The organism is Bradyrhizobium sp. 44, from assembly GCF_023073095.1.
Taxonomy (GTDB): domain Bacteria; phylum Pseudomonadota; class Alphaproteobacteria; order Rhizobiales; family Xanthobacteraceae; genus Bradyrhizobium.
In genome coordinates, this window is sequence record NZ_JADPIY010000014.1 from 995,519 (window position 1) to 1,022,083 (window position 26,565).

The following is a 26,565-nucleotide window of genomic DNA, read 5'->3' on the forward strand; positions in this document are numbered from 1 at the left end:
GCGGCGATATGGGCCGGTTCCAGACCGCGGCGGCCCCGCCGACCGTCGCGATGCCCAAGCCGAAGCCGGCCGTCGCGCAGACCCCCGCCACCGAGAAGGAGCACGAGCGCATCCTGGCGAGCTATGGCGGCACCTACGACGACCCCAGGCTCGAATCGCTCGTCACCAAGACCGTCGACCGGCTGGTCGCGGCGTCCGACCGCCCCGATCAGGGTTACCGGGTCACGATCCTCAATTCCGGCGCGGTGAACGCCTTCGCGCTGCCGAACGGTCAGCTCTATGTCACGCGCGGCCTTCTTGCGCTGGCGAGTGACACCTCGGAATTGTCCTCCGTGCTCAGCCACGAGATGGCGCATGTGCTGTCCAAGCACGCCGCGATGCGTGAGGACCAGGCCCGCCAAGCGGCGATCGTCACCCGCGTCGTCACCGACATGAGCAACGATCCCGATCTCACCGCGCTCGCGCTCGCCAAGACCAAGCTGACCATGGCGAGCTTTTCGCGCAATCAGGAGTTCGAGGCCGACGGCGTCGGCGTCGGCATTTCCGCCAAGGCGCATTTCGACCCTTATGGTGCCGCACGCTTTCTCTCGGCGATGGAGCGCAATGCCGAGCTGAAGGTCGGCAAGACTTCGCTCGATCCGCGCGCGCAGGATTTCACCTCGTCGCATCCGGCAACGCCCGAGCGCGTGCAGAACGCGCAGACCATCGCGCGGCAATACGCAGCGCCAGAGGGCGGCGAGCGCGACCGCGAGACCTATCTCGCCGCGATCGACAATCTCGTCTACGGCGAAGACCCCAGCGAAGGTTTTGTCCGCGGCCGGCGCTTCCTGCATCCGAAGCTCGGCTTCACCTTCCAGGCGCCGGACAATTTCACGCTCGACAACACCGCGCAGGCCGTGATCGGCGTGCGCGACGGCGGCTCGCAGGCGATGCGGTTCGACGTCGTGCGGGTGCCGGCCGAACAGTCGCTCGGCGATTACCTGAATTCCGGCTGGATGGAGGGCGTCGAGAAGGCCTCCACCGAGGACATCACTATCAACGGTTTTCCGGCTGCGTCCGCGACCGCGAAAGGTGACCAGTGGCAGTTCAAGGTCTATGCGTTGCGCTTCGGCAGCGACGTCTACCGCTTCATCTTCGCGGCCCGGCAGAAATCGACCGAGAGCGAGCGCAATGCGCGCGAGACCGTCGGTTCATTCCGCCGGCTGACGCTCGACGAGATCCAGGCCGCGCGCCCGCTGCGCATCAAGGTCATCACCGTGCAGCCCGGCGACACCGTGGAATCGCTCTCCCACCGCATGGCCGGCGTCGACCACCCCGCCGAGCGTTTTCGCGTCCTCAACGGGCTCGATCGCAACGCGCAGGTGAAGGTGCGCGATCGTGTGAAGGTCGTGGCGGATTGACATACACTAAACTGCCGTAGGGCGGGCAAAGCGAAGCGTGCCCACCATTTCCAGTCAGGATTGTCGAAAGGTGGTGGGCACGGCGCTTACGCGCCTTTGCCCACCCTTCAAGCTCCGCCCGATCAGCGCCCCGCATCCATATCGCCGGCCTCGCGCTGGCCGCTGAGCCAGAGCGCAAGCAAGGTCCAGAACGCCCCTGACAGCAGGTACGCACCCGAGGCGATGACGCCGAGATTGGTGGCAAGCAGCAGAGCGACCAACGGTGCAAAGCCGGCGCCGAACAGCCAGGCCATGTCGGAGGTCAGCGCCGAGGCCGTGTAGCGATACGCTTGCTTGAAGTTCGATGCGATCGCACCCGACGACTGGCCGAACGACAGACCGAGCAGGATGAAGCCGATCACCATGTAGATGGTCTCGCCGAACGCGCCGGCATCGAGCAGCTGCGGGGCAAAGCCGCTGTAGATCGCAATCGCAATCGCCGATCCCATCAGCAGCGACTTGCGGCCGACGCGGTCGGCGATGACGCCGGAGAGCACGATCGCGCCGACGCCGAACACGGCGGCGACGATCTCGATGATCAGGAAGCGCACCGGGGTTTCGCGCGTGAACAGGAACACCCAGGACAGCGGAAACACCGTAACCATGTGGAACAGCGCGAAGCTTGCCAACGGCGCGAACGCACCGAGCATGATGTTCTGGCCTTCGCGCGCCACCGTCTCGGAGATGCGCGAGGGCTGCAACTCGCGGGTCTCGAACAGCGAGGCATATTCTTCCGTCGTCACCATGCGCAGGCGCGCGAACAGCGCCACGACGTTGATGGCAAAGGCGACGAAGAACGGATAGCGCCAGCCCCAATCGAAGAAATCGTCGGCCGAGAGATTCCCAGCGAAATAGGCGAACAGGCCGCTCGCCACGATCAGACCGAGCGGCGCGCCAAGCTGCGGCACCATCGCGTACCAGCCGCGCTGCGAAGGCGGCGCGTTCAGAGCCAGCAGCGAGGCCATGCCGTCCCAGGCGCCGCCCCAGGCCAGACCCTGTGCGATGCGCGCCAGCGCCAGCAGCCAGATCGCGGCAGCGCCGATCTCGTGATAGCCGGGCAGGAACGCGATCGCGACGGTGGCGGTGCCGAGCAGAAACAGCGCCGAGATCAGCTTGGCCGTCTTGCCGTACCCGCGGTCGACCGTCATGAAAATGACGGTGCCGATCGGCCGGGCCATGAAGGCCAGCGCGAAAACCATGAAGGAATAGAGGGTGCCGGTCAGTTCGCTCGTGAACGGAAACACCAGGCGCGGGAAGACGATCACCGAGGCGATCGCAAAGACGAAGAAGTCGAAGAATTCCGAGGTGCGGCCGATGATGACGCCGATAGCGATCTCGCCGGGACTGGCCTGGTCGTGGCCGTGCTCGCCCGAGTGGTCTGCCATTGCGGGGGTCTGTGCCGTCGCCATTCGTGCGCCCTTAACGTCCTGAAAACCAAAGCCGACCGCCCGGCGAGGCGCCAGGCAATCTAGCCCTGTCTGGCGCAACATCCCGCACTGCAACATTGGACAAATTGTCCAATGTCCGGATTGCTGCGCCGCAGCTACCCCTTGGCCTCGCAAAGGAAACTCATTCTCATAAGGCTCGGCCCGTGTCCCGTTTCAAGATCCTGGCGCTGCTACCCCTGGTGGTTGCGCTCAGCGGCTGCAACTACGTCGTGCTGGCGCCGGCCGGCGATATCGCAGCGCAACAGCGCGACCTCGTCATCATCTCCACCGTCCTGATGCTCCTGATTGTCGTCCCCGTGATGGCGCTGACGGTGCTGTTCGCCTGGCGCTACCGCCAGTCCAACACCGACGCCCGCTACGAGCCGGAATGGGACCACTCGACCAGCCTCGAGCTGGTGATCTGGTCGGCGCCGCTCTTGATCATCGTTTGCCTGGGCGCGCTGACCTGGATGGGCACGCATCTGCTCGACCCCTATCGCACGCTCGGCCGCATCCATGCCGACCGCGCCGTGGACCAATCCAAGGCCCCGCTCGAGGTCGACGTCGTCGCACTCGACTGGAAGTGGCTCTTTATCTATCCGGACTACGGCATCGCCACCGTCAACGATCTGGCAGCTCCGGTCGATCGCCCCATCAATTTCCGCATCACCGCGTCCTCGGTGATGAACTCGTTCTACATCCCCGCGCTGGCCGGCCAGATCTACGCGATGCCGGGCATGGAGACCAAGCTCCACGCCGTCGTGAACCACGCCGGCACCTACCGGGGCTTTTCCGCGAACTACAGCGGCGCCGGCTTTTCCGGCATGCACTTCAACTTCCAGGGTCTCGATGACAAGGGCTTTGACGCCTGGATCGCCAGCGCCAAGTCCGGCGGCGGCTCGCTCGGCCGCGCCGAGTATCTCCAGCTCGAAAAGCCCAGCCAGAACGAGCCGGTGCGGCGCTACGGCACCGTCGATTCCGATCTCTACCGCCTGATCCTCAACATGTGCGTCGAGACCGGCAAGATGTGCCAGAGCGAGATGATGGCGATCGACGCCAAGGGCGGCCTCGGCCATGAGGGCCTGAACAACACCCTGCCGCTGGCCTACGACAAGTACGCCCGCCGCGGCACGGCGCTTGGCCCGGAGCCGACCTTCGTCGCCGGCACCTGCACGCCCGATGCGCCGCAGGGCAGGACCACCGCCTCCATCACGGCACCTGTCGACACCGCGCCGCTGCTCGGCGCCGGCCTGAAGCGGCCGACTTTCACGCCGCTGAAGTCCTCGTCCTTCTTCCTCGGACAACGTCCGAAGTCAGATTCGTAAAGAGATCCCGCATGTCTCCTGATCTTCTCAAGCTCATCTTCGGCCGGCTCACCTTCGAATCGCTGCCGCTGCACGAGCCGATCGTCGTCGGCACCTTTGCCGTGGTGGCGACCGGCGGCCTCATCATGCTTGCCGGCCTGACCTATTTCCGCGTCTGGGGTTATCTCTGGAGCGAATGGTTCACCAGCGTCGACCACAAGCGTATCGGCATCATGTACATGATCCTCGGCATCGTGATGCTGCTGCGCGGCTTCGCCGACGCGCTGATGATGCGATTGCAGCAGGCGCTCGCCTTCGGCGGCTCCGAGGGTTACCTCAATTCCCATCACTACGACCAGGTCTTCACCGCCCACGGCGTGATCATGATCTTCTTCGTGGCGATGCCGCTGGTCACCGGCCTGATGAACTTCGTCGTGCCGCTCCAGATCGGCGCGCGCGACGTGTCGTTCCCGTTCCTGAACAATTTCAGCTTCTGGATGACGGTCGGCGGCGCGGTGCTGGTGATGGCCTCGCTGTTCATCGGCGAATTCGCCCGCACCGGCTGGCTGGCTTATCCGCCGCTGTCGAACATCGGCTACAGTCCGGATGTCGGCGTCGACTATTACATATGGGGCTTACAGGTCGCGGGCGTCGGAACGACATTGTCCGGCATCAACCTGATCTGCACCATCGTCAAGCTGCGATGCCCCGGCATGACCATGATGCGGATGCCGGTGTTCACCTGGACCGCGCTCTGCACCAACGTACTGATCGTCGCTTCCTTCCCGGTTCTGACCGTCGTGCTCGCGCTGCTCTCGCTCGACCGCTACGTCGGCACCAACTTCTTCACCAACGATTTCGGCGGCAGCCCGATGATGTACGTGAACCTGATCTGGATCTGGGGTCATCCCGAGGTCTACATCCTGGTTCTCCCCGCCTTCGGCATCTTCTCGGAAGTGACCTCGACCTTCTCGGGCAAGCGGCTGTTCGGCTACACCTCGATGGTCTACGCCACGGTGGTCATCACCATCCTGTCCTACCTGGTATGGCTGCACCACTTCTTCACGATGGGGTCGGGCGCCAGCGTCAACTCCTTCTTCGGCATCACCACGATGATCATCTCGATCCCGACGGGCGCGAAGATGTTCAACTGGCTGTTCACGATGTATCGCGGCCGCATCCGCTTCGAGCTGCCGATGATGTGGACGATCGCGTTCATGCTGACCTTCGTGCTCGGCGGCATGACCGGCGTGCTGCTCGCGGTGCCACCGGCCGACTTCGTCCTGCACAACAGCCTGTTCCTGATCGCCCACTTCCACAACGTGATCATCGGCGGCGTCGTGTTCGGCGCGTTCGCCGGTATCGGCTACTGGTTCCCGAAGGCGTTCGGCTTCAAGCTCGATCCGTTCTGGGGCAAGCTGTCGTTCTGGTTCTGGGTCACGGGCTTCTACCTCGCCTTCATGCCGCTCTATGTGCTCGGCCTGATGGGCGTGACCCGCCGGCTCCGTGTGTTCGACGACCCGAGCCTGCAGATCTGGTTCATCGTCGCCGGCATCGGCGCCTTCCTGGTCTTCCTCGGGATCCTCTCGATGCTGATGCAGTTCGCGGTCAGCTTCCTCAGGCGCGAGCAGCTCAAGGACGTCACCGGCGATCCCTGGGATGCGCGTACGCTGGAATGGGCGACCTCCTCGCCGCCGCCGGCCTACAACTTCGCCTTCACCCCCGTCGTTCACGACAATGACGCGTGGTGGGACATGAAGAGGCGCGGTTATCAGCGCCCGCTCACCGGCTTCAAGCCGATCCACATGCCCAGCAGCACCGGCACCGGCATCATCCTGGCCGGCTTTGCCACCGCGATGGGATTCGGCCTGATCTGGTACATCTGGTGGCTGGCGGCCGCGAGCTTCATCGCGATGCTCGCCGTCGGCATCGGTCACACCTTCAACTATCATCGCGATTTCGACATTCCGGCCGAGGACGTCATCCGGGCCGAAGACGCGCGCACCAAACTGCTCGCCGGAGCCAAGTAAATGACTGTCGCTGTCAATCCCACGCAAACCGGCGAGCCGGCGTTCTACCTCGCCGACGAACACCCGCATCCGGAAGGCTACAGCACCTCGCTCGGCTTCTGGATCTATCTGATGAGCGACTGTCTCATCTTCGCGATCCTGTTCGCCACCTTCGGCGTGCTCGGCGGCAACTACGCCGCCGGTCCCGCGCCAAAGGATCTGTTCGAGCTGCCGCTGGTCGCGGTGAACACCTCGATGCTGCTGCTGTCGTCGATCACGTATGGCTTCGCCATGCTGACGATGCAGCAGAACAAGATCGCGCAGACCCAGATCTGGCTGGCGATCACCGGCCTGTTCGGCGCCGCCTTCATCGGCATCGAGCTGTCCGAGTTCGCCCACATGATCCATGAGGGCGCGACGCCGCAGCGCAGCGCCTTCCTGTCCGCCTTCTTCACCCTGGTCGGCACCCACGGCCTGCACGTCAGCTGCGGCCTGATCTGGCTGGTGACCCTGATGGTGCAGGTCTGGAAGTTCGGCCTGATCGAGGCCAACCGCCGCCGCCTGATGTGCCTGTCGATGTTCTGGCACTTCCTCGACGTGGTCTGGATCGGCGTCTTCACCTTCGTCTATCTGCTGGGAGTTCTGCGATGAACACCGATACTCACGCCGCCCATGCGGGCGATCATCACCGCGGCGATAGCCACGCGCAAGCCCACGCCCACGGCTCGTTCTCGACCTACATGCTCGGCTTCGTGCTCTCGGTCGTGCTCACCGCGATCCCGTTCTGGCTGGTGATGAGCGGCGCGCTTCCGAGCAAGCAGATCACCGCGCTCGTGATCATGGCCTTCGCGGTCGTGCAGATCGTCGTGCACATGATCTACTTCCTGCACATGAACACGACGTCCGAGAACGGCTGGAGCATGATGGCGCTGATCTTCACCATCGTCATGGTGGTGATCGCCCTGTCGGGTTCGCTGTGGGTGATGAACCACCTCAACAGCAACATGATGCCGATCCACCAGATGACCGGGATGAAATGAGCGAGGCCCTGAAGTGAGCAAGACCCGGACCGTGACGAGCAAGGCAAACGGGGCGCACCGCGACGCTGCGCGCCCGCCCTTGTGGCTCGCGGTCCTCTCGCTCACGGCTTTTGCGCTTCTGATCGCGCTCGGCGTCTGGCAGATCGAGCGCCGCGCCTGGAAGCTGGCGCTGATCGATCGCGTCGAGCAGCGCGTTCATGCCCCGGCCCAACCGATCCCCTCGCCGGCGGCATGGCCGACCGTCTCCGCCGCAAACGACGAGTACAGGCACGTCAGCGTCACCGGCCGCTTCCTGCATGACCGCGAGACGCTGGTTCAGGCCGTCACCGAAGAAGGCCCGGGCTATTGGGTGCTGACGCCGCTTCAGCGTAGCGACGGCACGCTGGTCCTGGTCAACCGCGGCTTCGTGCCGTCCGAGCGGCGCGACGCCTCGACGCGCCGGGACGGCAATCCGCAAGGCCCGGTTGAGATCACCGGCCTGTTGCGCGTGACGGAGCCAAAAGGCGGATTCCTCAGGACCAACGTGCCGGAGCACAATCGCTGGTACTCGCGGGATGTCGCCGCGATTGCGGCGGCACGCGGCCTCGACCACGTCGCGCCCTTTTTCATCGATGCCGACGCTCGATCACAATCCGGCAGCAGCCCAATCGGCGGATTGACCGTGATCAGCTTTCCCAATAACCACCTGATCTACGCGCTGACGTGGTTTGCCCTGGCTTTCATGCTGGCCGGTAAACTTTTCGTCACATTCGGCGGCGGGCTGTTCCGCCGCAAGGAGCCCTGGAGCGGCTTCGTCCACGAAGCGGCCGGCGGCTCCGATGCCGTCGCCCGCAAGACGGGATCAGATGCTGGAACGATCGTCGAGCCCACCTGACGACGGAAGAACGCATGGCGCCGTCACGCTGCAATCGCAGGCGGACGCGCGCAGCGAGCTGATCGGCGCTGCGCCGACCGACGACGAGACCAACCGCAAGAACATGGCGCTGCTGATCCAGCTGCGCTGGACTGCAGTGGTCGGCCAGATCGTGACCATCGGCGGCGTGCATATGTGGCTCGGCATTCCCCTGCCCCTCACCCGGATGGGCGCAGTGATCGGCGCCCTGATATTTCTCAACATCTCCAGCCTGGTCTGGGTGCGCCATCGCGCCGCGATCACCAACAACGAGCTGCTCGTCGCCCTCATGCTGGACGTCGCCGCGCTGACCGCGCAGCTTTACCTCAGCGGCGGCGCCACCAATCCCTTCACCTCGCTGTTCCTGCTTCAGGTGACGCTGGGCGCGGTGCTGCTCGATGGCCGCTCGACCTGGTCGCTGGTCGCGCTGACCTGCGCGAGCTTCGTCTGGCTGACCGTCGCCTACCGGCCGCTCGATCTGCCGCCGAACCCGCTGAGCGAGACCTACACGCTCACGGTTGCCGGCATGCTGCTGGGCTTCGTGCTCAACGCCGTGCTGCTGGTGGTGTTCGTCACCCGCATCAACAGGAATTTGCGCGAGCGCGACGCGCATCTGGCGGCGCTACGCCAGCATGCCGCCGAGCAGGATCATATCGTGCGCATGGGCCTGCTCGCCTCCGGCGCGGCGCACGAGCTCGGCACGCCGCTCGCCTCGCTCTCGGTCATCCTCGGCGACTGGCGCCGCATGCCCGACCTCGCCGCCGATCAGGAACTGGCCGAGGACCTCGCGGAGATGGAGACCTCGCTACAACGCTGCAAGTCGATCGTGACGGGCATCCTGGTCTCAGCGGGCGAGGCCCGCGGCGAAGGATCGTCGCCGACGACGGTTGCGGCTTTCGTCACCGCGCTGGTGGAGGAGTGGCGCGACGCGCGCTCGGCGCGCACGCTGTATTTCGTCAACACCTTCGGCGAAGACGTCGCGATCGTCTCGGACGTCGCGCTGAAGCAGGTGATCTTCAACGTGCTCGACAACGCCTACGAGGTCTCGCGCGACTGGGTCGAGCTCGTTGCCGGGCGCGAGGGCGACAATCTCGTGCTGTCGATCAGCGATCGCGGCCCCGGTTTTGCGCCGGAGATGCTGGCACAAATCGGAAAACCTTATCAGTCGAGCAAGGGCCGCGCCGGCGGCGGGCTCGGCCTGTTCCTGGTGGTGAACGTGGTGCGCAAGTTAGGGGGCAGCGTGACCGCCGAGAACCACAGGAAGCGCGGCGCCACGGTGCGCCTCACGCTGCCGCTCGCAACGCTGGCGATCGGAGGCAGCTTTGACGCCTGACCGTTCGCTCATCGTCGTCGAGGACGATGCCGGCTTCGCGCGCACCCTGAAGCGTTCGTTCGAGCGCCGCGACTACGAGGTCGTGCTCGCCGCCTCGATCGAGGAGGTGCGGAAAGTCCTGGAGGAGCGATCGTTCGGCTATGCCGTCGTCGACCTCAAGCTCGGGGGAGCTTCGGGCCTGGCCTGCGTCGAGCTCTTGCACACGCACGATCCGGAGATGTTGATCGTGGTGCTGACGGGCTTTGCCAGTATCTCCACCGCCGTCGAGGCCATCAAGCTGGGCGCATGCCACTATCTGGCCAAGCCGTCGAACACCGACGACATCGAGGCCGCCTTCAACAAGGCCGCAGGCAATGCCGAGGTCGCGCTCGATGCCCGGCCGACCTCGATCAAAACGCTGGAATGGGAACGCATCCACCAGACCCTGATCGAGACCGACTTCAACATCTCGGAAGCGGCAAGACGACTCGGGATGCACCGGCGCACGCTGGCAAGGAAGCTCGAGAAGCGGCCGGTGAAGTAGGGAGGAGCGGATCGAAGCCGCTCCTCCTCTCCACTGGTTAGGCTTGCTTGCCATATCGCGCGATGACATCGGCCAGCGCGATATGGCCGGCGCAGGATCCTGCTCCCGGATCATTGCTGCCGCGCTCCACGGCGGTGGCGTAGATGACCCCGGGATCGGCCTCGAGTTGTTGGCGCAGCGCCGCCAGCTTTGGCCAGCGGCTCCTCTCCGCGACGGCGTGGAAGTCGAGCCAGCGCGCCACACCTGTCAGCAAGGCGTCGGCAAGGGTCGGCCGGTCGGCCAGCAGGAATCTTGCCGGCTCGATCATGCCTTCGAGCTTGTCGTGGCGTTCGATCACCTTTCTCCTTCCGAACTCCCGCAAGGCCGAGCGCATGGCGTCGTCCATCGCCACGCCTTCCATTGCGACCCAAAGCGGCGCGAAGGCGCCGGTAAAGCCGGTATTCACGAACGCCATCAGCTGATGCATGCGATCGGCTTTCGGCGACAACGGATCAAAGCTGATGCGCCGTTCGGTATCCCTGGCTTCGAGCCAAGCTGCGATCGCCATGGTTTCCGTCAGTACATCACCCTGCTCCGTGATGAGTGCAGGCGTCTCGTGTCGCGGATTGATCCTGGCGTATGACGGGCTCAGCATCTCGCCCAGCATGTCGACGCGACACAGGCGATATGGCCTGCCAAGCCATTCAAGAGCTGCAACGAGTCCCATGGAGCTTCCCGTCGGGAAGCCGTAAAGTAGGATTGGATCCATCGATCTATTCTCCGTGATTTCTGATGATCACGCTGCGCAGCGGTCCCGAACCCTAGTCGCTCGCTCCATCAAGTAAATTGCGAACATTTTTGTAACCTGGAGTCCGCCGATGAAAGACCTCGTTTCGAGATGTCCCATCGAGGAAGTGATGCAGATCCTGAGCGGCCGGTGGCCTACGCTTCTGATCTACTATTTGAAACAGGGCACCAAACGGTTCAGCGACTTGCGTCGGGACAATCCGACCATCTCGCACAGGATGCTCGCCCTCGAGCTTCGCAAACTGGAGGACGCCGGTATCGTGACCCGCACGGAATTCGGCGGATACCCGTTGAGGGTCGAGTACGATCTGACCGCCGCCGGCCACACCTTGGTGCCGTTGATCGATGCGTTGGGCGCCTGGTGGTCGACAGTTGCGACTGACGCGGGCGGAGACGGCCACGAGACCGGGCGCGGCGCTTCGGGAAGCGCATCGCGGGTTTGATGCCGTTCAGGACCGCATAGGCTTAGAAGCAATTCGGCCCGCTGACCGTCCCTCCGAAACAAAAAGCCCGGCCAAACGGCCGGGCTTTTGATCTGTTGCGATGAACGCGTGAGACGCTTACGCGGCCTCGTCGGCGACCGTGGCGCCGCCATCGGTCTCGTCGCTGTCGCCCTCGGCGTCCGCATCGCCTTCGCCTTCGGCGGCTTCGGACTTGGCGCCGGTGCGGCGCGGGCTCTTGGCGAGCTGGGCCTCGATCTCCTTGACCGCTTCGGTCTCAGTCGAGTGCTGCACCACCGCGATCTCGCGGGAGAGACGGTCGAGCGCGGCTTCATAGAGCTGGCGTTCGCTGTAGGACTGCTCCGGCTGCGACTCGGAGCGATAGAGGTCGCGCACGACTTCCGCGATCGCGACGATGTCGCCCGAATTGATCTTCGCTTCGTATTCCTGGGCGCGGCGCGACCACATGGTGCGCTTGACGCGGGCACGGCCCTTGAGAGTCTCGAGCGCACGCTTCACCAGCGCGGGGTCCGACAGCTTGCGCATGCCCACATTGGCGACCTTGGCGGTCGGCACGCGCAACGTCATCTTGTCCTTGATGAAGTTGATGACGAACAGCTCGAGCTTCGCGCCGGCGATCTCCTGCTCCTCGATGGCCAGAATCTGGCCGACACCGTGAGCGGGATAGACGACGAATTCGTTGGCCTTGAAGCCCTGACGCTGGGTCACGACCTTCTTTTCTTCGACCTTCGGCGCGACAGCCGCTGGCTTCACGGCCGGCTTGGCGGCAGCGACAGGGGCCTTGGCGGGAGCAGCAGCAACAGGAGCCTTCGGCGCGGCGGGCTTGGCAGCGGGAGCCTTGGCAGCGGGCGTCTTTGCAACAGCGGGCTTGGCGGCAGGCTTGGCGGCAACAGGCTTGGCAACGGTCGCTTTCGCGGCCGGCTTGGCAGTCTTGTTAGGCATTGCGCTTCTTTTGTTCTTCGAGGACTTTGCAGCCGGCGCCTTCGTCGCGGTCCGACCCTTGGATGCGCTACGGCTGGCCGCGGCGACTTTCTTGGCGTCCTTATGGGAAGCCTTCGCTGAAGTACTCTTTTTACGCGTTTTCTGTGACACAGCCTGCGCGCGGAAACTGCCACGCCCCTGTTCGACATTTGGTTTCACGGGAACCCAACGGGGCCGACGGGGCTAACCAGGGTTCGGCTCAATGTGCCCAATATAGCACATTTCCCGCAAAAATCAATGATTTAGGGGTCTTAAGGGCTGGTTTTCAGCGATAACGCCGCTAATAGGGTTAAGTTTGACCCGAATTAGTCGCCGGAGCCGGGGTTCGAGGAGAAATACTTGTCGAACTTGCCCTCCATGCCGTCGAAATCCTTGGCGTCGGCAGGTGATTCTTTCTTCTGGGTGATGTTCGGCCAGCTCTTGGCGTAGTCGGCGTTGACCGTGAGCCACTTTTCCAGGCCCGGTTCCGTGTCCGGCTTGATGGCATCGGCGGGGCATTCCGGCTCGCACACGCCGCAGTCGATGCACTCGTCAGGATGGATGACGAGCATGTTCTCGCCCTCGTAGAAACAATCGACCGGGCAGACCTCGACGCAGTCGGTGTACTTGCACTTGATGCACGCTTCAGTGACGACGTAAGTCATCCAACGCTCCGAAAAGCTCTTTTAAAAGTCGCGGCTTGCGTAGCGCGGATGGCCCGGCGCCGCAAGCTCAGGAACGGCCGATCATGACGGCTTTATGCGCTTGATCGACCAAGAAATGAATTCAAAGCGCAATTAATTGCGCTGAGAATTCGGATGGCCTTCGCTGAGCTCTTCGTAGAGTACACGGGCCGAGGCGGCATCGCCGCGGCGCTCGTTGAAGGCGATGACTTTCAAGACGCGCACGGTGCGATCGAGCGCGACGGTGAGCACGTCGCCGATCTTGATCGCATGCCCCGGCGATTTCTCGCGTGCGCCGTTGACGCGAACATGGCCGGACTCGACAAGCTCGGCAGCGGAGGTGCGCGCCTTCACCACCCGCGCGTGCCATAGCCATTTGTCGATGCGCTGCCGCTCGGTCGTGGGCTCACTCCTTACGCCCTGACAGCTGCTCCTTTAGCGCAGCGAGTTTTGCAAACGGCGAGTTCGGATCGACCGGACGATCGCGCTCGCGCGGGGTGGCGCTCGATGCGTAGGGGCGCAACGACGGCCCGCCCTGGCGGTCGCGGCCCTTGTCGCGGTCGCGGCCACGGTTGTCGCGGCCCTTGTCGCGATCGCCGCCGAACTTGCCTTTGTTGCGATCCTTGTTGTCGCGGTCCTTGTTGCCGCCATTCTTGCCCTCGAACCGACGGTTCTTGTCCTCAGGACGCGGCGCGGCTTCGGTGCCGCCTTCGCGCGGCTTGCGGAAATCCCTGCCGCCATCGCGACCGGAATCGCGACGATGACCGCCGCCATGGCGATGACGCTCACCGCGCTTCTCGCCGTCGGCGGCAGGCTGGGCTTCGCCTTCGGCAGGCGCGGCGCCGGCTTCAGCAGCCGCCTGCGGGCGCGGCTGGTGACGCGGGTTGCGATGGCGCTCGTGGCGCGGCTTGCGATCGTCGTGACGGCCGGCGGGACGCCAGACCTCGATGAGCTCGGGCTCGGCGGGCGTCGCGGCGGCCTCCACAGGCGAAGCCGCATCGGCCGACGCAGCAGCTTCGGTTGCAGCAGTCTCCGCAGGCGCGGTTTCGGCAGACGCGGTTTCAGCGGGAGCGGTTTCAGCAGCTTCAACGGGTGCCGCAGCCTCTTTCGCAGGTGGCGCGATGCCGGGAGCGTCTTCCGGCGTGACGGAAGCCTCAAGCGCCGGCTCGTCGTGTGCGGGCTCGTCGTGCTGCTCCATGCCGGGCGCGTCTTCGACAGTCACAGGCTCGGCGGCGGCTTCGATCGCGGTGTCCGCGGGCGCGGCGGCGTCCTCGACCGGCGCTTCGGTTGCGGGTGTCTCTTCGCTGGAGGCTTCAGCAACAGGGATCTCGGCAACAGCCGCAGCGGGCTTCGCCGGCAGCGGCGGGCGCTTGTCCATGCGATAGCCGAGCGCACGCAGCACCGACGCAAAATCCTCGCCGGCCGAACCGGTGAGCGAGGTCATCGCCTGCGTCACCACGAAGCTGCGGCCGTCGAACGCACCGGCGGGCTTTTCGCCGGACGCGTTCTCGCGCCAGGCCAGCGCCGGACGGATCAGGTCGGCCAGGCGCTCGAGGATGTCGACGCGCACGGCGCGCTCGCCGGCCTGCTTGTAGCCGAGCACGCGATAGGCGTCGCGCGGCAGCTGCTTGTCGACCGGGAACGAGGTGCGGCCCGAGCTTGCCAGATGCTGCGCGCCCGACAGCGCGGAGGGATCGACATTGTCCTGCTTCAGCGCCCAGAGCAGCGCGGCCAGCGCACGCCCGGCCGGCTTGAGCAGGCCGGGAAAATAGAGGTGATAGGCGCCGAAGCGGACGCCGTATTTGCGCAAGGTCGCGCGCGAGGGCTGGTCGAGGTCCTTCAGCTCGTTGGCGATCTTCGGGCGCTCCAGCACGCCGAGCGCCTCGACGAGCTGATAGGCGATACCGCGGGCGATGCCGGTGACGTCCTCGGCCTTGCTGAGCTCGAACAGCGGCCCGAGCAGCTTTTCGATATGCGTCTTGAGCCAGAGCTCGAGCCGGGCCTGCACCTTGTCGCGGGGGGCGCCCGTGAGGCGTTCGTCGGAGATGATGCGGATGCGCGGATGCAGCGCGTCCTCTGCGGCAGACAGCCGCGCCACGGCGTCGCCGGTCCAGCGGATCATGCCTTCCGAGGTCAGCACGAACTGCTCGTCCGGCGCATTGCCCAGTTTTTCGGCGCGCGCGTTGATCTCGCCGGCGAGCACGGCCTGCGCTGCAGCCTGCAACGCTTTCGCATCGGAGCCGGCTTCCGCCGCATCCGGTGCAAAGGTGAAGCCATCGAGGCGGCCGATGACATGGCCTTCGACGATGACTTCGCCGGTCTTGCCGATTTCCGTATTCAAGCTCGTGTTCTCCCGCAGGCGGCGCATCAATACACTGGTCCGGCGATCAACGAAACGCTCAGTCAAGCGTTCATGGAGCGCATCCGATAATTTATTTTCGACCTCGCGGGCGATCCCCTGCCAGCGTTCGGGGTCTTTCAGCCAGTCGGGACGGTTGGCGACGAAGGTCCAGGTGCGAATCTGCGCGATCCGGGCCGACAGCGTGTCGATATCGCCGTCGACGCGGTCGGCCTGGTCGATCTGGGTCCTGAACCAGGCGTCGGGGATGCATCCCTTGCGCATCAGGAAGCCGTACAGCGTCGTGACCAGCTCGGCATGGGCGGCCGGCGACAGCTTTCGATAATCCGGGACCTGGCAGGCCTCCCACAGCCGTTCCACCGCGTCCTTGCCATGCGCGACATCGCGCACCTCGGCGTCGCGGGCGGCGTGATCGAGCACGCGCATGTCCTCGGCGATGGGCGCGCGCGTCAGCGCCTCATGGCCGGGGGCCAGGTTCAGCGAGACCTGAAGCGCGCCGAGGGACGCGAAATCCAGCTTCGAATTGCGCCATTGCAAAACCTTCACGGGGTCGAAGGTGTGGTTCTGCAGCGCATTGACGAGCTCGGGCTCGAACGGTGCGCAGCGACCGGTGGTGCCGAAGGTGCCGTTGCGGGTGGCGCGGCCGGCGCGGCCGGCGATCTGGCCGAATTCGGACGGCGTCAGCCGGCGGAACTGGTAGCCGTCAAACTTGCGATCGGAGGCAAAGGCGACGTGGTCGACGTCGAGATTGAGGCCCATGCCGACGGCGTCGGTGGCGACGAGGTAGTCGACCTCGCCGTCCTGGAACATCGCGACCTGCGCGTTGCGGGTGCGCGGCGAGAGCGAGCCCAGCACCACGGCGGCGCCGCCATGCTGGCGACGGATCAGCTCGGCGATGGCGTAGACCTCGTCGGCCGAGAAGGCGACGATGGCGGTGCGGCGCGGCTGCCGCGTGATCTTGCGATCGCCCGCGAATTCCAGCTGCGACAGGCGCGGCCGCGTGATCATGGAGACGCCCGGCAGCAGCCGCTCGATGATCGGACGCATCGTCGCAGCGCCGAGCAGCAGCGTCTCGTCGCGGCCGCGGCGGTTGAGGATGCGGTCGGTGAAGACGTGGCCGCGCTCCAGATCAGATGCGATCTGCACCTCGTCCACAGCAAGAAACGAGACGTCGAGATCCCGCGGCATCGCCTCGACGGTCGAGACCCAATAGCGCGGCGATTTCGGCTTGATCTTCTCCTCGCCGGTCACGAGCGCGACGGCATCGGGGCCGACCCTTGCTGCGATCTTGTTGTAGACCTCGCGCGCGAGCAGGCGCAGCGGCAGCCCGATCATGCCCGAGGGATGCGCGAGCATCCGCTCGATGGCGAGATGGGTCTTGCCGGTGTTGGTGGGCCCGAGCACCGCAGTGACGCCGGCGCCGGGGAGTCGCTCGGAAGCGAAGGGGGAGGAGGAAAAAGGCATCTGGGGGATTAGGTAATGGCGATTGGGGCGAATGTCAGTGCTGTTTTGGGGCTGTGGCGCGAAGCGCCTGGAAGTCACCCGGCTTCGGCTTCTCCGCTGTCATGCCCCGGCTTGACCGGGGCATCCAGTACGCCGCGGCTTCTCGGCTCAATCACAGACGCCTCGGCGTACTGGATCGCCCGGTCAAGCCGGGCGATGACACCGAGAGTGTGGGAGCATTCTCCCCGAACCTCGCGCAACTGTCTCACTTTGCGACGCTTTTCCCGTTGGCTTTAAGCTTCGGAACGAGTTGAGAACGAATCGCGGCCGAATCGCAGACTCCCCCGTGAGTCCTGTTCCGTTCACGCAACATGTCGCGGGAGGCTTATGGGTTCGCACTAGATGGAGTTTTGCCCCGCCGCACAAGCGACGTTTCGATGGCGGATTCGTTAAAGCTGGGGACGGCGCGGAGTCGAATCAGAATCGGGGAGGAGTCAAATGGATTCCCGGTCCTCGACCCCCTCCAAACAAAAAGTGCGAAAACAACCCCATGCACAGTAGGCATGTCGTTGAAATCATTAGTGTTTATTTTCGCCGAAAAAGGAGGTTCAGCGCGGGACGCCGAGCCTACTGCGTCTTCGCCACCTTGGGCGGCTGGGCGCTGGTGACGAAGGACGTCGCTTCCAGCATGGCCGGCCCGAGCGGGGTCGGCACTTTCAGCCAGAACGGGACCAGGATGCGCGTTCCCGCGATCGGCGCGAAGGCGACCTCGATGTTGCGCTGGGCGGCGAGATATTTGATCACCGGGCGGTCGGGGATGTAGCCGGCAATGGGCACGAAATACAGCGAGCAGACCACGACCTGGCCGTGATAGCCCTTCTCCGCCTTGACGTTTTCCATGCGCTTGAAATCGAGCTTGAGCTCGTAGCGCATGCGGCCGTCGAACACGGCGGCGCTGCCGTGGCAGGCGTCCGCCGACAGCACGTCGCCGCTGCCTGAGACGCGCACCAGCGAGGCCGTCATTGGGTCCCAGACGCCGCGGCGATGCGCGTCGGTGACGACGATGCGGTCGGGATCGACCGGAGGCTCCGGCACGATGGCAAAATCCTTCACATTGCCCTTGTCGAGCGTGATGCGGATCTCTTCGGTCTTCTTCGAGGTGGTGGTGGAGGCCTGGTAGCCGGTCGCCACCAGCGCGCCGTTGACCACGCGCCCTTGCGAGGCGCCGGTGCCGGACCCGCCCGCGAAGGATTTCAATAGCCCCGAGGTGCCGCCGGAGGCCGCGGCCGCGAACACATCGTCCTGGATGTCGATGTTCCAGGCGCCCTTGCCGACGGGAATGCCCGCCAGCGTCGCCTCGTATTGCGCCTCGAGCTTGCCCTGCGCCGCCGCGGGCTCCGCCGCCCACGCCAAAACCAGCCCGCCAAGGGCCGCCATGACCCAGCGGCCGGCAGAGCGCGGATGACTTGCGTGCGGATTCCTTGCGCCCCGCTCCGCTGAGCGCAGCTCTTTTGGGCGCAGCTCATTTGGACGCAGACTTGGCGCGAGATGAGGCGTTGTGAGCACGAAACAATCCAATCGGGGCGCGAACGGTTGTTACTTAAGCCAAAAACCGCGCCAGGCAATGCGTCCGGGCAAGTCCGCGTCCGGAACTCCACCGGACTCTTCGGGCGCGAATACGCCCTTTATGTGATGGTAAGACGCGATAATCATTGCCGTTTTGGTGATCGGGGCGGGTCAGAAGCGCGCACCTCACCCCGCCACCTCCACCGCTGTCATGCCCCGGCTTGACCGGGGCATCCAGTACGCCGCGGCCCCTCTGGTCAGCCGCACCGGCTCGGAGTACTGGATCGCCCGCCCCGGCGCGCGAGTGCGCAAGGCGGGCGACGACACCGAGCGCTGGGCGCGAAACTGGCGTCCCAGCCACCCCAAAACCTTGACGTCCCGCCCCTTCCCCCCTATACGTCCGCCCGCTCCCTGCAAGGACAGAGAATTTGCCCGTGGCGCCCCGAATGGCGGCCGCACATCGTTGGGAAAGATTGAGGATTTTACCATGTCTCGCCGCTGCGAATTGACGGCCAAGGGCCCCCAGGTCGGCCACACGGTCAGCCACTCCAACATCAAGACCAAGCGCCGCTTCCTGCCGAACCTGGTCAACGTGACCTTCATCAGCGAAGCGCTGGGCCGAAACGTGCGCCTGCGCGTCTCCACCAACGCGATCAAGAGCGTCGACCACAATGGCGGCCTCGATCCCTATTTGCTCAAGGTCAAGGCCGACCTGCTGTCGCCGCGCGCCCTCGAGCTGAAGCGCGCCATCCAGAAGAAGGTCGGCCCGACGCCCGCGCCGGCGAAGAAGGCGAGCTGAGAGTTTTCGAATTGGACGGGGGCTTGCGTCGTGAGGCGTAGGCTTAGCCGGAGAGAGTTTTGCGGGACGGCCGGATCGGAAGATCCGGCCGTTTTTGTTTTTGCGGTGCAAATGTCTATGTCGCCGCTTCGCTTGGAGTAGGCTACGCTAAGATCATCAATTGCCACGACTTTTTGGGAGCCTCTCAACGACGGCCGTATCGTCCTTCGCGCGCGGCCTAGATCGAGGTAGCTTTGAGAGAGCACTCGCCGAGCGGAAGCACGTCATCCTAATGCATAGTTACCAAAAACAAACGGTTGCCGTGCAGAATCAGACCGACGAGCGCGTCGAAGGTGAACGACAAACCTTTCTTCGTGTCGCGGAGATTGTGTTGAGCAAGTCTCGTGTCCCACTTAGCGCTGGTGAGATTGTTGATCGAGGAGTCGAGCAAGGACTCTTTGGCGACCACACAATGGGTCGCACACCCCAGAAATCCATGCAGGCTCGGCTTAGCATGGACATCCTACACAGAAAGACTGACTCACGATTTGTTCGAACCGGTCGCGGGCGCTTTACCCTTCGCGCTTCGCTAGGAGCACCAGTAAGTGAACCGGACATTGCGCCCGGCGAAGTTCAGTCTGAATACGTAGCCGAGCGCCGTGTACTAAATACGCCGCGAGAAGAAGTTCTGTGCGTTCCAGAGCCTGCATATCGCGATGTCCTGACCTTTCAGGGTATAGACACCGATACACCCTTGATACTGGGGCAGCTTCTTAGCGAAAAAACTACCACCTATCTCGGGCGAGCTGAGGCTGAGGTCAACAACGACGCGAAGCAATTCATAACGTACGTCTTGGTTCAATGTGGTCAGCGCTTGCTGTTCTTCAAGCGATCCTATCTCAGCCGAGCAGCCGAATTTCTAAGAGGATCGAAGTGCATTGGCTTCGGTGGCCACGTTAGCGCCGCTGATCTCGATATGCTTTCGCGAGCCGACTTTGGTTTGTCAGCTTGCGGACGCAGAGAGCTCGCGGAAGAACTTTTTTTGCCAGACCGAACCAGACGGAAACGCAAGGTCTCGGCTGAGGCAAGTCTTACAGATAAGCCTACTATCGATCTCTTTCAGAGCGTTCCACTAGAGTGTTTGGGAGTTCTGAACGACGACTCTTCGGAGGTCGGAAGGCGGCACGTTGCCGTTGTTTACCGTGCATGGCTTCCCGATTGGAACACAGCCAAGAAGCTGCAGAAGGGCGATTCATCGATCAAAGGCTTGGGATGGATCGATCTTTCAAAGGACAAGGTAGACATAACCGATTTCGAATATTGGTCGCAGCTATGTTTGCGACGCTTTTATCCGTCCACTCTCTTCACGCGAGCAAGACTCGAAATCGTAAGTAACTCTCGCTTCGCGAGCGACCGCATCTTAGTTGTCGCTGGCCGAATTGGATCGGGGAAGTCGGAGACCGCCAATTACCTCAGCCAACGCTTACACTGCTCTTTGATCAAGACTGGGGAGTTGGTTCGCGCGCTAATGGAATCACCTCCAATCGGGGAGATTGGACGAGAGGAATTTCAAACTCGAGCATACAAATTCATCAGCGCGGAAGGCGGCACTAAGAAGTTGGCTGACGCTATAGCGAGCCAAATCGCGCACGAAGGTGGCAATCGTACGATTGTCGATGGAATTCGAAATCTCGACACCTTCGAGCACTTAGAAAGAAAGTGCGCTGGCGGGATCGGACTACTCTTTGTGCAGACTCCACCGGATCTCGCGTTCGACATGTATCGCGCCAGAGAGGCAGGAACGCTGAAATTCAGCTATCGCGATTTTCTTAAGGTATACGACGCCCCAGTAGAGGGGGAGATCTCAAGTCTGGGGCGCCGAGCAAACGCCTACATCTACAACTCTTTTGGGATGGAAGCCTTTCGGCGAACGCTAGACGAACTATTGCCGCAAATGCGTTCATAGCGCTGGAAACAAAGACGGTTCAGCGGCCAAGCGATACGTCATGAATGCCTTGAGGGCCTTAATTGATTGCGATACGACGAGTTTTTCCCCAAGACCTGAATGGTCGTCCTTCACGATCTCCGCATAGGTCCGACCGCCAAAGCCGTCAGGACAAAAAATGGTGTCCCAGTAGAACTCTCTAGTTCCTCTTGGAGAATTACTCAAAGCGCCTTGGGTCTCGCCGACAAAGGTGTGGACGTTTAGACCATCACAATAGCCGACTACAGCTCGCGCAATAGCTCTAGTCGTGAGCGTCGAACAAGCCGCCACAAACTGTTCGGGAGCAAGAGAGTCCCACATCGGCTGAGTAAGCCCACCCGGAAACGACTTATCCCCGAAGCCTTCCAGAACGAGCCCTGCATGCTCAACAATGCAGGGTATCTGAATCTGTCGATACGCAGATTCAACTTTGAACTTCACCATAGACTCAAGATCGCATAATAGCGGCTCCGTTGTTGCGATCTTCCTAAAGCGAACATCGAAGAGCTCGCCCAGCGTCTTGCCGGTATACTCAAGCTCGATCGTGTCCTTCGCTAGTGCCCATTCCTCCTTCTTGTAATCGCTCCAGGAGCAATACGCGATTTGTATGGGAGAGGAGCTCATCACTAGATTCTCATCTCATGAAGCACTTCAGCGACGTTCTTTGAAATATCTTCCGCCCCAACGGGTATGACATCGATGTTGCGCTCATTGAATAGGCGCCGCTCGAATTCCGACGGCTCTGGCAAAACTATGTATGCTCTTCGCCCGCTCGAAGAGTTCGGCAGATCGGAAAATAAGCGATTCACGATGTGAAACAAGTAATTCACATTCGGATCGCGGAAGCTGTACCCGATAAACAAAACGGCTCTACCGAGTATGTCGCCCCGTAACTTGAAGTCCATTGGACTTTCCAATCGCATTCGCTCCATGTATTGCGATTCGGAGACCACCATCTGTTGAGGATTATTGAAGTCGCCGTGAAATTTGACGACTTCGATCACGGACCGATCATGCGCAATTGTGTGTTCGCCCGATACGATGTGCGTGTTTCGTCCGCTCTTCTTTAGAGCTCGTTCGATAAAATCGTCGTAATTTGTTGTATAATAGAGGCTGCAACGATCCAGTTGGACCAACTCTGAATGCACCGGCGAAGCAAGAATGTCTGCATCCGTCGCTTCAGCGAATTGTAGCGAAAGCCAATTCGTTAGCGGTGCGAGTTCGCGGTTCAAAATCTTGAAGTACTCCAAGATTTGGAGGTCACTTCCCCGCATCCGCAGCAAATTCTCGTCATTACAGCCAATCAACTTCGCTGCTTGGTCCACCATCGCTTCCCAGGACGGCCCCCTCTTGGTTCCTCCGTCCCAGGTAACTGACATTGACGCTCCTGCGCCGACGAACGGGACGACGCGCCTATCGCGGTATAGTCTTCGAAGATCGGGGGGACAGGTCATCGAACCTTCTTCACTACTAAGCGAGTAAGACTGTGAAAATGCGGGATGTTGTTATTGGGATGCGTCTCGTGAATGATCGAGTCAGACTCAGCCAAGACCGTGTGGCCTCCGTATTGCTCCACATAAAACGAATGAGCCAGTAGGGTTGGCGAAAAGTTCGGATGGGCAGATAAATCATGGGGCCCATCATTGAATGAAACAAGGAAGTGATACCCGCCAAGCCGTGTCCTCAGCAGCGCCGTTTGGATCAGTGAGGATATCTCTTCAGACGAACTAAGGCAGTGCGCTAAGCCATAGAGCACAACCACATCAAATAATTCATCCCTAGTAAGATAAGCCCCTCCGTCTAAGACGAGCCATTCAATTCGCGGGTCTGGAAACGAGCGCCGACCATTTTCTATAGCCTTCGCGGAGCAATCAACTGCTGTTACGCTTGCGCCGCATTGAGCAAATGCGGCGGCGTTCTTCCCTTCCCCGCAACCTAAGTCGAGTACGCGAATTCCACGTAAATCCCGATGCTCTTCGAGAAACGATTTCACTAAAGAGCCGGGGGACGTCCCCCAAAAGCAATCACTCGACGAATAGCCTTCATCGTAACCGCCGCTGTCTCTTGTCATTTGCCTGCAATATGGATTGAATCAGAAGCAGATAGCTTAGGGATACTGCCGGACCAACGCAATCAGCGGTTGATCGAGAAAGACCCTGTCCCCGGCGGAGGTCGAGTTCGCGCAGGCGAGCTCGTTTCGCGCCGTCCTGCAGAGAGAACCGGACGCTCATGCGAGGTGGCGACGATCCAAGACTCAGAATTGTCGATCCACAGTTGCCGCCGCGCAACGAGCCACCCCGTAGTGTTACTAGCTAAGCCAAGGTCTTATTGATCTCCCGCAGTGGTTGCGCTTTTGTGCAACTTTCCGGGGGGATTCTTCTGATGCGTAATTTGGGCCTGGCGGTCCTTGCGGCCGCACTTGCTGGCTGCGCGTCGTCTTCATCTGACATATCGGCGGCTTACGTCTCGCCGGTGCAATATCAACAGTACAATTGCCAGCAGCTCGCGCTTGAGGCGCAGTCGGTATCCGCTAGAGCTGCGACCCTCTCCGGCGTTCAAGACAGCCAGCGCACCAAAGATCAGGTCGCGACGGGCGTTGCCGTCGTTGTGTTCTGGCCCGCGGCGTTCCTGGTCGGCGGCGACAAACAGGCTGCGGCCGAACTTGCGCAGATGAAGGGACAATTGATTGCGGTCGAGCAGGCCTCGATCGCAAAGAAGTGCAACATTCAATTCCAGGGCAAACCCCAGGAACCGCCGAAGTAGGCGTCCTCGCTCCCCCTACCCCCGAAAATCAATGCTCCGCAGCACGATGCCCGGCGGCGTCCCCTCGAACTCCGTCGCCTGATACTTCCGTCCGGTGCAAGCTTCGATGCGTTCGCGCAGGCGGGTGAACTGCTCTTCGCGCTCGCTGGGCCTGGCGCGCGGGCCGCGCTCGAGGTCGTCCATGGCGGAGGTCGAGATCGCGCAGGCGATCTCCTTGGGGCCGTCCTGCATCGAGAACTGGACGATGCCGCGGTCCTGGTCGTGGGCGATGAAGCGGCTGGTGGTGAGTGTCATGGGGTACTCCTTTTGCGTCCGCGCGTCGCGCACGGGGACGCCGGTCAGCGTTATCGAAGCACGCTGTGGCACAAGGGTGCACAACAATGCGCTTCGGTGGCTATGGGTCCCGGCTCCGTGCGCAATAGCGCACTCGGCCGGGACGACGCCTGAGTTGGCCCGCGTCAGCCGTCGCCGTTCAGCCTTGCGAAATCGTCGAACAGCGCGGTCACCAGCGCGCGGTGGCGGGTGTCCTCGGCGGGCAGGCCCGCGGCATAGAGGTTGAGCAGATGGCGGGCCTTCACGGCGGCCTCGGGCCAGGACGCGGCCGGCACCGACATCATGCGGTTTTCGAGATCGGCCTCGCGCTCGCGCAGCTCCCTGACCTGGGCCTCGACATCGGCCAGCGCGCGGCGCAGATCGGTTGCCTTCTGGGCGGCCATGCCGCGGTGGCTGTCGAGATCGACCGGGATGTCAGTCATTTCAGGCACTCGCGTCGATACGTTGGGCATCCGCCAGGTCGACCGAGCCGATCGACAGCATTTCCGTCGCACCGCGCACGCCTTCGGAGGGGACCGTGATCATGGTGGCGACGCGGCGATAGGACGCGAACGACAGGCCCTCGATCATCTCCTCGTCGGTGATGACCTCATAGGCGCCGGCCGGCAATTCGCGATCGAGGCCGCGGATGTGGAATGGATGCTTGAAGGTGATGGTTTCTCGCCGCGAGCGGATGGTCATGCGCGCCTGCCTTTCGCAAAGAAGGGGCCCCGAACCGACGCCAGCTGTGGCGAAGCATGCGCTTCTTGCGCGGCAATAGCCAGCATTATGTCAGCGCGGGCCGGGACTTAAGGCGCAAGCGCGGCGCTCGCGCGCGGCGTTTTAGTCCTCGCAATCGGCATGGCGCGGGCGTACGCTCGACCACGTCAGCGCAGCTCACGCAATTGCCGCGCGTCGATGTTGCGCTGCATCTTTCGCGCCTCGTGTGCGCGGCGGCGATCTTCAATGGCTCGGCGGACGCATCTTACAGCCCCGCCAGTGACCATTGCAGCGCCGATCTCGCACGCGGACGAACTCGAAACCCAGGAGGAGACGACGTCATGGCCAAGGGACAGCAACGCAGCAACCGCGAGACCAAGAAGCCGAAGAAGGACAAGATCAAGACCAGCGCCGCAGCGCCGAGCCGCAAGGATGCGGCGTGGCAGCCGGAGATCGGTCAGAAGAAGAAGTAGCGGGCGCTGTTTTCCCTTCTCCCCTTGCGGGAGAAGGTGGCGTAGGCGGTCTTCGGCCGCCGTTCTTGAAAACGCCGATGCTTCGCATCGGCTATGGCGCCGGATGAGGGGTCTGTCTCCGCGGAGCTCCGACGCGGGAGATTCGCGCGCGGAGAGAGACCCCTCACCCGTCTCGCCGCTTCGCGGCGATCCACCCTCTCCCGCAAGGGGAGAGGGGAAGAAGCACCATCTCCCTCTCCGCACCCTTTTCCGCTATACTCGCCCGGGTAGCATCAGCGGGAGGGGCATCCTGTGGAGCACGAGCGCAACGCCGACCACACATCCGAGCCGAAGAACCTCGTCATCTGCTGTGACGGCACCGGCAACGAGATCTCGGAGAACATCTCCAACGTCCTGAAGCTCTATCGCTGCCTGCGCAAGACCGACAAGACGAAGCCGTATCGACGCGGGCTCGTTGACTGCAAAAAAGGGCAGCGAATATAGTGCGAGACAACCCAGTAGCCTTATTTTAGGGACATCTTTACGTGGTCCGAAATTGCCCCACCTATGTTCAACCACAATGCTTCGAAAATATTGATTGCGACGAATTGATGCCTGATGGGCTTAAGGATGACGTCCTCCGCACCCTAGCTATGGCCAAAGATGAGCCGGACGCAAAGCGCATATACGAAGAGTGGCGACTCTCAGTACAAAGCAACAAGAGCTTTCCAAATCACACGATGACCTTTGAGGCAAACGATCTAGTAGGACGAGTGCGATATCGAGCCCGTTTTATCGCTCATATAGCCGATCTACTCGAACTCGATATCTCCGAAGTAACTGAATTCGTTAAATGGCTACTTAAGGAGCCGTCGACGATAGAGGAATCCGCAGCAAGTTATTGGTTCGATACCTTCATCAAAGATCAAAGGATCGATTTAGAAAATGGCTGGTACTTTCGCGCGGCGCCACGCAATGCTGCTCCATTTTCCAGCAACGCCGGGTGTCTGCCGTGGCGATTGGGCCTTCAGTACGTCCGTACTGGCTCCAATTATGTTGGCTTCGAAATCGATCACGCTACACTTCAGCATCCGCGCGCAGCCATCTTCATTGATGTAAACTGGGAGATGCACGAATATTGGCGACCTAATGGAAAGACCCTTCCTTTAGTCGGCACGCCGGCCATGTGTCTTCTGGAAGGACTGGAAGAGTTAGTTGCCGGCTCACCGAAATTCGGCGAGGTCAAGAAAATAACCCAGCTAAGAGCGACCTAAAGGATGCCATTCGATTACATAGGGGCTAGCCTCCAAGTTACCGCGCAAGGCATGCAA

At 62.4% G+C, this 26,565-nt stretch carries 27 protein-coding genes and 1 pseudogene; 15 read left to right on the plus strand and 13 right to left on the minus strand.

Features of this window, described 5'->3' with window-relative positions; translation table 11 throughout:
- Positions 1 to 8: 8 nt before the first annotated feature.
- Entirely contained in the window at positions 9 to 1,400 is a 1,392-nt protein-coding gene (locus IVB41_RS15555) for a M48 family metalloprotease (protein WP_018452960.1), read from the plus strand.
- 122 nt (positions 1,401 to 1,522) lie between these two features.
- Here the strand turns inward: IVB41_RS15555 and IVB41_RS15560 are convergent, their stop codons facing one another.
- On the minus strand, positions 1,523 to 2,848 hold the full coding sequence (locus tag IVB41_RS15560; protein ID WP_247432446.1) for an MFS transporter: 1,326 nt from the start codon (positions 2,846 to 2,848) through the stop codon (positions 1,523 to 1,525).
- Between the two features lie 182 nt (positions 2,849 to 3,030).
- Here IVB41_RS15560 and cyoA point away from each other — a divergent pair, with 182 nt between their 5' ends.
- Genes cyoA through IVB41_RS15595 form a run of 7 tightly spaced genes read left to right on the plus strand, consistent with a single transcriptional unit; the run spans position 3,031 to position 9,967 of the window.
- Positions 3,031 to 4,191: a ubiquinol oxidase subunit II gene (cyoA, locus tag IVB41_RS15565; RefSeq protein ID WP_247432450.1), complete on the plus strand. Its 1,161-nt coding sequence runs from the start codon at positions 3,031 to 3,033 to the stop codon at positions 4,189 to 4,191.
- A gap of 11 nt (positions 4,192 to 4,202) precedes the next feature.
- Positions 4,203 to 6,200, plus strand: a complete 1,998-nt coding sequence (cyoB, locus tag IVB41_RS15570; RefSeq protein ID WP_247405786.1) for a cytochrome o ubiquinol oxidase subunit I — start codon at positions 4,203 to 4,205, stop codon at positions 6,198 to 6,200.
- On the plus strand, positions 6,201 to 6,830 hold the full coding sequence (cyoC, locus tag IVB41_RS15575; protein ID WP_247432454.1) for a cytochrome o ubiquinol oxidase subunit III: 630 nt from the start codon (positions 6,201 to 6,203) through the stop codon (positions 6,828 to 6,830).
- Positions 6,827 to 7,219, plus strand: a complete 393-nt coding sequence (gene cyoD, locus IVB41_RS15580; RefSeq protein ID WP_247432458.1) for a cytochrome o ubiquinol oxidase subunit IV — start codon at positions 6,827 to 6,829, stop codon at positions 7,217 to 7,219. Before cyoC ends, cyoD begins: the two co-directional genes overlap by 4 nt.
- 13 nt (positions 7,220 to 7,232) lie before the next feature.
- Positions 7,233 to 8,093, plus strand: coding sequence for an SURF1 family protein (locus IVB41_RS15585; protein ID WP_247432462.1), 861 nt, complete (start codon positions 7,233 to 7,235; stop codon positions 8,091 to 8,093).
- On the plus strand, positions 8,065 to 9,444 hold the full coding sequence (locus IVB41_RS15590) for an ATP-binding protein (protein WP_247432465.1): 1,380 nt from the start codon (positions 8,065 to 8,067) through the stop codon (positions 9,442 to 9,444). Before IVB41_RS15585 ends, IVB41_RS15590 begins: the two co-directional genes overlap by 29 nt.
- Entirely contained in the window at positions 9,434 to 9,967 is a 534-nt protein-coding gene (locus IVB41_RS15595) for a response regulator transcription factor (protein WP_027515183.1), read from the plus strand. Before IVB41_RS15590 ends, IVB41_RS15595 begins: the two co-directional genes overlap by 11 nt.
- 37 nt (positions 9,968 to 10,004) lie before the next feature.
- Here the strand turns inward: IVB41_RS15595 and IVB41_RS15600 are convergent, their stop codons facing one another.
- Complete coding sequence (locus tag IVB41_RS15600) at positions 10,005 to 10,715, minus strand: glutathione S-transferase family protein (protein WP_247432468.1); 711 nt, start codon at positions 10,713 to 10,715, stop codon at positions 10,005 to 10,007.
- 109 nt (positions 10,716 to 10,824) lie between these two features.
- Between IVB41_RS15600 and IVB41_RS15605 the strand changes: the two genes are divergently transcribed.
- The gene (locus IVB41_RS15605) at positions 10,825 to 11,196 is read left to right on the plus strand and encodes a helix-turn-helix domain-containing protein (RefSeq protein ID WP_027567963.1); all 372 of its coding nucleotides are present in this window, start codon (positions 10,825 to 10,827) and stop codon (positions 11,194 to 11,196) included.
- A 117-nt stretch (positions 11,197 to 11,313) separates the two neighbouring features.
- Here IVB41_RS15605 and IVB41_RS15610 read toward each other — a convergent pair whose 3' ends face one another.
- The 5 genes from IVB41_RS15610 to IVB41_RS15630 form a co-directional block, all read right to left on the minus strand.
- Positions 11,314 to 12,156: a CarD family transcriptional regulator gene (locus tag IVB41_RS15610; RefSeq protein ID WP_081747863.1), complete on the minus strand. Its 843-nt coding sequence runs from the start codon at positions 12,154 to 12,156 to the stop codon at positions 11,314 to 11,316.
- A 344-nt stretch (positions 12,157 to 12,500) separates the two neighbouring features.
- Positions 12,501 to 12,839, minus strand: a complete 339-nt coding sequence (fdxA, locus tag IVB41_RS15615) for a ferredoxin FdxA (RefSeq protein WP_027567965.1) — start codon at positions 12,837 to 12,839, stop codon at positions 12,501 to 12,503.
- Positions 12,840 to 12,971: 132 nt separating this feature from the next.
- Positions 12,972 to 13,241 carry an RNA-binding S4 domain-containing protein gene (locus IVB41_RS15620; RefSeq protein WP_081747864.1) on the minus strand — a complete coding sequence of 90 codons (270 nt, stop codon included), beginning with the start codon at positions 13,239 to 13,241 and terminating at the stop codon, positions 12,972 to 12,974.
- Between the two features lie 22 nt (positions 13,242 to 13,263).
- Positions 13,264 to 16,680, minus strand: a complete 3,417-nt coding sequence (locus IVB41_RS15625; protein WP_247432470.1) for a helicase-related protein — start codon at positions 16,678 to 16,680, stop codon at positions 13,264 to 13,266.
- A gap of 606 nt (positions 16,681 to 17,286) precedes the next feature.
- Positions 17,287 to 18,096 (minus strand): DUF3108 domain-containing protein, encoded by an 810-nt coding sequence (locus IVB41_RS15630; RefSeq protein ID WP_247432473.1) that lies wholly within the window; start codon positions 18,094 to 18,096, stop codon positions 17,287 to 17,289.
- 616 nt (positions 18,097 to 18,712) lie between these two features.
- On the opposite strand from IVB41_RS15630, the gene rpmB reads away from it, so the two are divergent.
- Together rpmB and IVB41_RS15640 are read left to right on the plus strand one after the other, a co-directional pair.
- Positions 18,713 to 19,024 carry a 50S ribosomal protein L28 gene (gene rpmB / locus IVB41_RS15635; RefSeq protein WP_027567969.1) on the plus strand — a complete coding sequence of 104 codons (312 nt, stop codon included), beginning with the start codon at positions 18,713 to 18,715 and terminating at the stop codon, positions 19,022 to 19,024.
- A gap of 271 nt (positions 19,025 to 19,295) precedes the next feature.
- Positions 19,296 to 20,969, plus strand: a complete 1,674-nt coding sequence (locus tag IVB41_RS15640; protein WP_081747866.1) for an HTH domain-containing protein — start codon at positions 19,296 to 19,298, stop codon at positions 20,967 to 20,969.
- Here IVB41_RS15640 and IVB41_RS15645 read toward each other — a convergent pair.
- The 3 genes from IVB41_RS15645 to IVB41_RS15655 form a co-directional block, all read right to left on the minus strand.
- Complete coding sequence (locus IVB41_RS15645; protein ID WP_027567970.1) at positions 20,964 to 21,611, minus strand: non-canonical purine NTP pyrophosphatase; 648 nt, start codon at positions 21,609 to 21,611, stop codon at positions 20,964 to 20,966. The genes IVB41_RS15640 and IVB41_RS15645 overlap by 6 nt on opposite strands.
- Before the next feature lie 2 nt (positions 21,612 to 21,613).
- Complete coding sequence (locus tag IVB41_RS15650; protein WP_245287796.1) at positions 21,614 to 22,366, minus strand: SIR2 family protein; 753 nt, start codon at positions 22,364 to 22,366, stop codon at positions 21,614 to 21,616.
- Positions 22,367 to 22,437: 71 nt separating this feature from the next.
- On the minus strand, positions 22,438 to 23,058 hold the full coding sequence (locus tag IVB41_RS15655; protein WP_081747867.1) for a bifunctional 2-polyprenyl-6-hydroxyphenol methylase/3-demethylubiquinol 3-O-methyltransferase UbiG: 621 nt from the start codon (positions 23,056 to 23,058) through the stop codon (positions 22,438 to 22,440).
- A gap of 257 nt (positions 23,059 to 23,315) precedes the next feature.
- Here IVB41_RS15655 and IVB41_RS15660 point away from each other — a divergent pair, with 257 nt between their 5' ends.
- Positions 23,316 to 23,750 carry a hypothetical protein gene (locus tag IVB41_RS15660; protein WP_247432476.1) on the plus strand — a complete coding sequence of 145 codons (435 nt, stop codon included), beginning with the start codon at positions 23,316 to 23,318 and terminating at the stop codon, positions 23,748 to 23,750.
- Positions 23,751 to 23,765: 15 nt separating this feature from the next.
- Here the strand turns inward: IVB41_RS15660 and IVB41_RS15665 are convergent, their stop codons facing one another.
- The 3 genes from IVB41_RS15665 to IVB41_RS15675 all read right to left on the minus strand — a co-directional run bounded on the left by IVB41_RS15665 (position 23,766) and on the right by IVB41_RS15675 (position 24,764).
- On the minus strand, positions 23,766 to 24,044 hold the full coding sequence (locus tag IVB41_RS15665) for a DUF1488 family protein (protein WP_247432479.1): 279 nt from the start codon (positions 24,042 to 24,044) through the stop codon (positions 23,766 to 23,768).
- A gap of 164 nt (positions 24,045 to 24,208) precedes the next feature.
- Positions 24,209 to 24,505, minus strand: coding sequence for a hypothetical protein (locus IVB41_RS15670; protein WP_027567973.1), 297 nt, complete (start codon positions 24,503 to 24,505; stop codon positions 24,209 to 24,211).
- Between the two features lies 1 nt (position 24,506).
- Positions 24,507 to 24,764 (minus strand): hypothetical protein, encoded by a 258-nt coding sequence (locus IVB41_RS15675; protein WP_027567974.1) that lies wholly within the window; start codon positions 24,762 to 24,764, stop codon positions 24,507 to 24,509.
- Between the two features lie 359 nt (positions 24,765 to 25,123).
- Here IVB41_RS15675 and IVB41_RS35615 point away from each other — a divergent pair, with 359 nt between their 5' ends.
- The 3 genes and pseudogenes from IVB41_RS35615 to IVB41_RS15685 all read left to right on the plus strand — a co-directional run bounded on the left by IVB41_RS35615 (position 25,124) and on the right by IVB41_RS15685 (position 26,508).
- The gene (locus tag IVB41_RS35615; RefSeq protein ID WP_007599247.1) at positions 25,124 to 25,255 is read left to right on the plus strand and encodes a hypothetical protein; all 132 of its coding nucleotides are present in this window, start codon (positions 25,124 to 25,126) and stop codon (positions 25,253 to 25,255) included.
- Positions 25,256 to 25,546: 291 nt separating this feature from the next.
- Positions 25,547 to 25,693 (plus strand): annotated as a pseudogene (locus IVB41_RS15680) (phospholipase effector Tle1 domain-containing protein); the annotation flags it as partial.
- A gap of 152 nt (positions 25,694 to 25,845) precedes the next feature.
- On the plus strand, positions 25,846 to 26,508 hold the full coding sequence (locus tag IVB41_RS15685) for a hypothetical protein (RefSeq protein WP_247432481.1): 663 nt from the start codon (positions 25,846 to 25,848) through the stop codon (positions 26,506 to 26,508).
- Positions 26,509 to 26,565 lie beyond the last annotated feature (57 nt).

Coding starts and splice junctions, on each gene's coding strand:
- IVB41_RS15555 (WP_018452960.1), top strand. CDS start 9: ATGGGCCGGTTCCAGACCGCGGCGGCCCCGCCGACCGTCGCGATGCCC.
- IVB41_RS15560 (WP_247432446.1), bottom strand. CDS start 2,848: ATGGCGACGGCACAGACCCCCGCAATGGCAGACCACTCGGGCGAGCAC.
- cyoB (WP_247405786.1), top strand. CDS start 4,203: ATGTCTCCTGATCTTCTCAAGCTCATCTTCGGCCGGCTCACCTTCGAA.
- cyoC (WP_247432454.1), top strand. CDS start 6,201: ATGACTGTCGCTGTCAATCCCACGCAAACCGGCGAGCCGGCGTTCTAC.
- cyoD (WP_247432458.1), top strand. CDS start 6,827: ATGAACACCGATACTCACGCCGCCCATGCGGGCGATCATCACCGCGGC.
- IVB41_RS15590 (WP_247432465.1), top strand. CDS start 8,065: ATGCTGGAACGATCGTCGAGCCCACCTGACGACGGAAGAACGCATGGC.
- IVB41_RS15600 (WP_247432468.1), bottom strand. CDS start 10,715: ATGGATCCAATCCTACTTTACGGCTTCCCGACGGGAAGCTCCATGGGA.
- IVB41_RS15605 (WP_027567963.1), top strand. CDS start 10,825: ATGAAAGACCTCGTTTCGAGATGTCCCATCGAGGAAGTGATGCAGATC.
- IVB41_RS15610 (WP_081747863.1), bottom strand. CDS start 12,156: ATGCCTAACAAGACTGCCAAGCCGGCCGCGAAAGCGACCGTTGCCAAG.
- fdxA (WP_027567965.1), bottom strand. CDS start 12,839: ATGACTTACGTCGTCACTGAAGCGTGCATCAAGTGCAAGTACACCGAC.
- IVB41_RS15625 (WP_247432470.1), bottom strand. CDS start 16,680: ATGCCTTTTTCCTCCTCCCCCTTCGCTTCCGAGCGACTCCCCGGCGCC.
- IVB41_RS15630 (WP_247432473.1), bottom strand. CDS start 18,096: ATGGCGGCCCTTGGCGGGCTGGTTTTGGCGTGGGCGGCGGAGCCCGCG.
- rpmB (WP_027567969.1), top strand. CDS start 18,713: ATGTCTCGCCGCTGCGAATTGACGGCCAAGGGCCCCCAGGTCGGCCAC.
- IVB41_RS15640 (WP_081747866.1), top strand. CDS start 19,296: ATGCATAGTTACCAAAAACAAACGGTTGCCGTGCAGAATCAGACCGAC.
- IVB41_RS15645 (WP_027567970.1), bottom strand. CDS start 21,611: ATGAGCTCCTCTCCCATACAAATCGCGTATTGCTCCTGGAGCGATTAC.
- IVB41_RS15650 (WP_245287796.1), bottom strand. CDS start 22,366: ATGTCAGTTACCTGGGACGGAGGAACCAAGAGGGGGCCGTCCTGGGAA.
- IVB41_RS15655 (WP_081747867.1), bottom strand. CDS start 23,058: ATGACAAGAGACAGCGGCGGTTACGATGAAGGCTATTCGTCGAGTGAT.
- IVB41_RS15665 (WP_247432479.1), bottom strand. CDS start 24,044: ATGACACTCACCACCAGCCGCTTCATCGCCCACGACCAGGACCGCGGC.
- IVB41_RS15670 (WP_027567973.1), bottom strand. CDS start 24,505: ATGACTGACATCCCGGTCGATCTCGACAGCCACCGCGGCATGGCCGCC.
- IVB41_RS15675 (WP_027567974.1), bottom strand. CDS start 24,764: ATGACCATCCGCTCGCGGCGAGAAACCATCACCTTCAAGCATCCATTC.
- IVB41_RS35615 (WP_007599247.1), top strand. CDS start 25,124: ATGGCCAAGGGACAGCAACGCAGCAACCGCGAGACCAAGAAGCCGAAG.
- IVB41_RS15685 (WP_247432481.1), top strand. CDS start 25,846: ATGCCTGATGGGCTTAAGGATGACGTCCTCCGCACCCTAGCTATGGCC.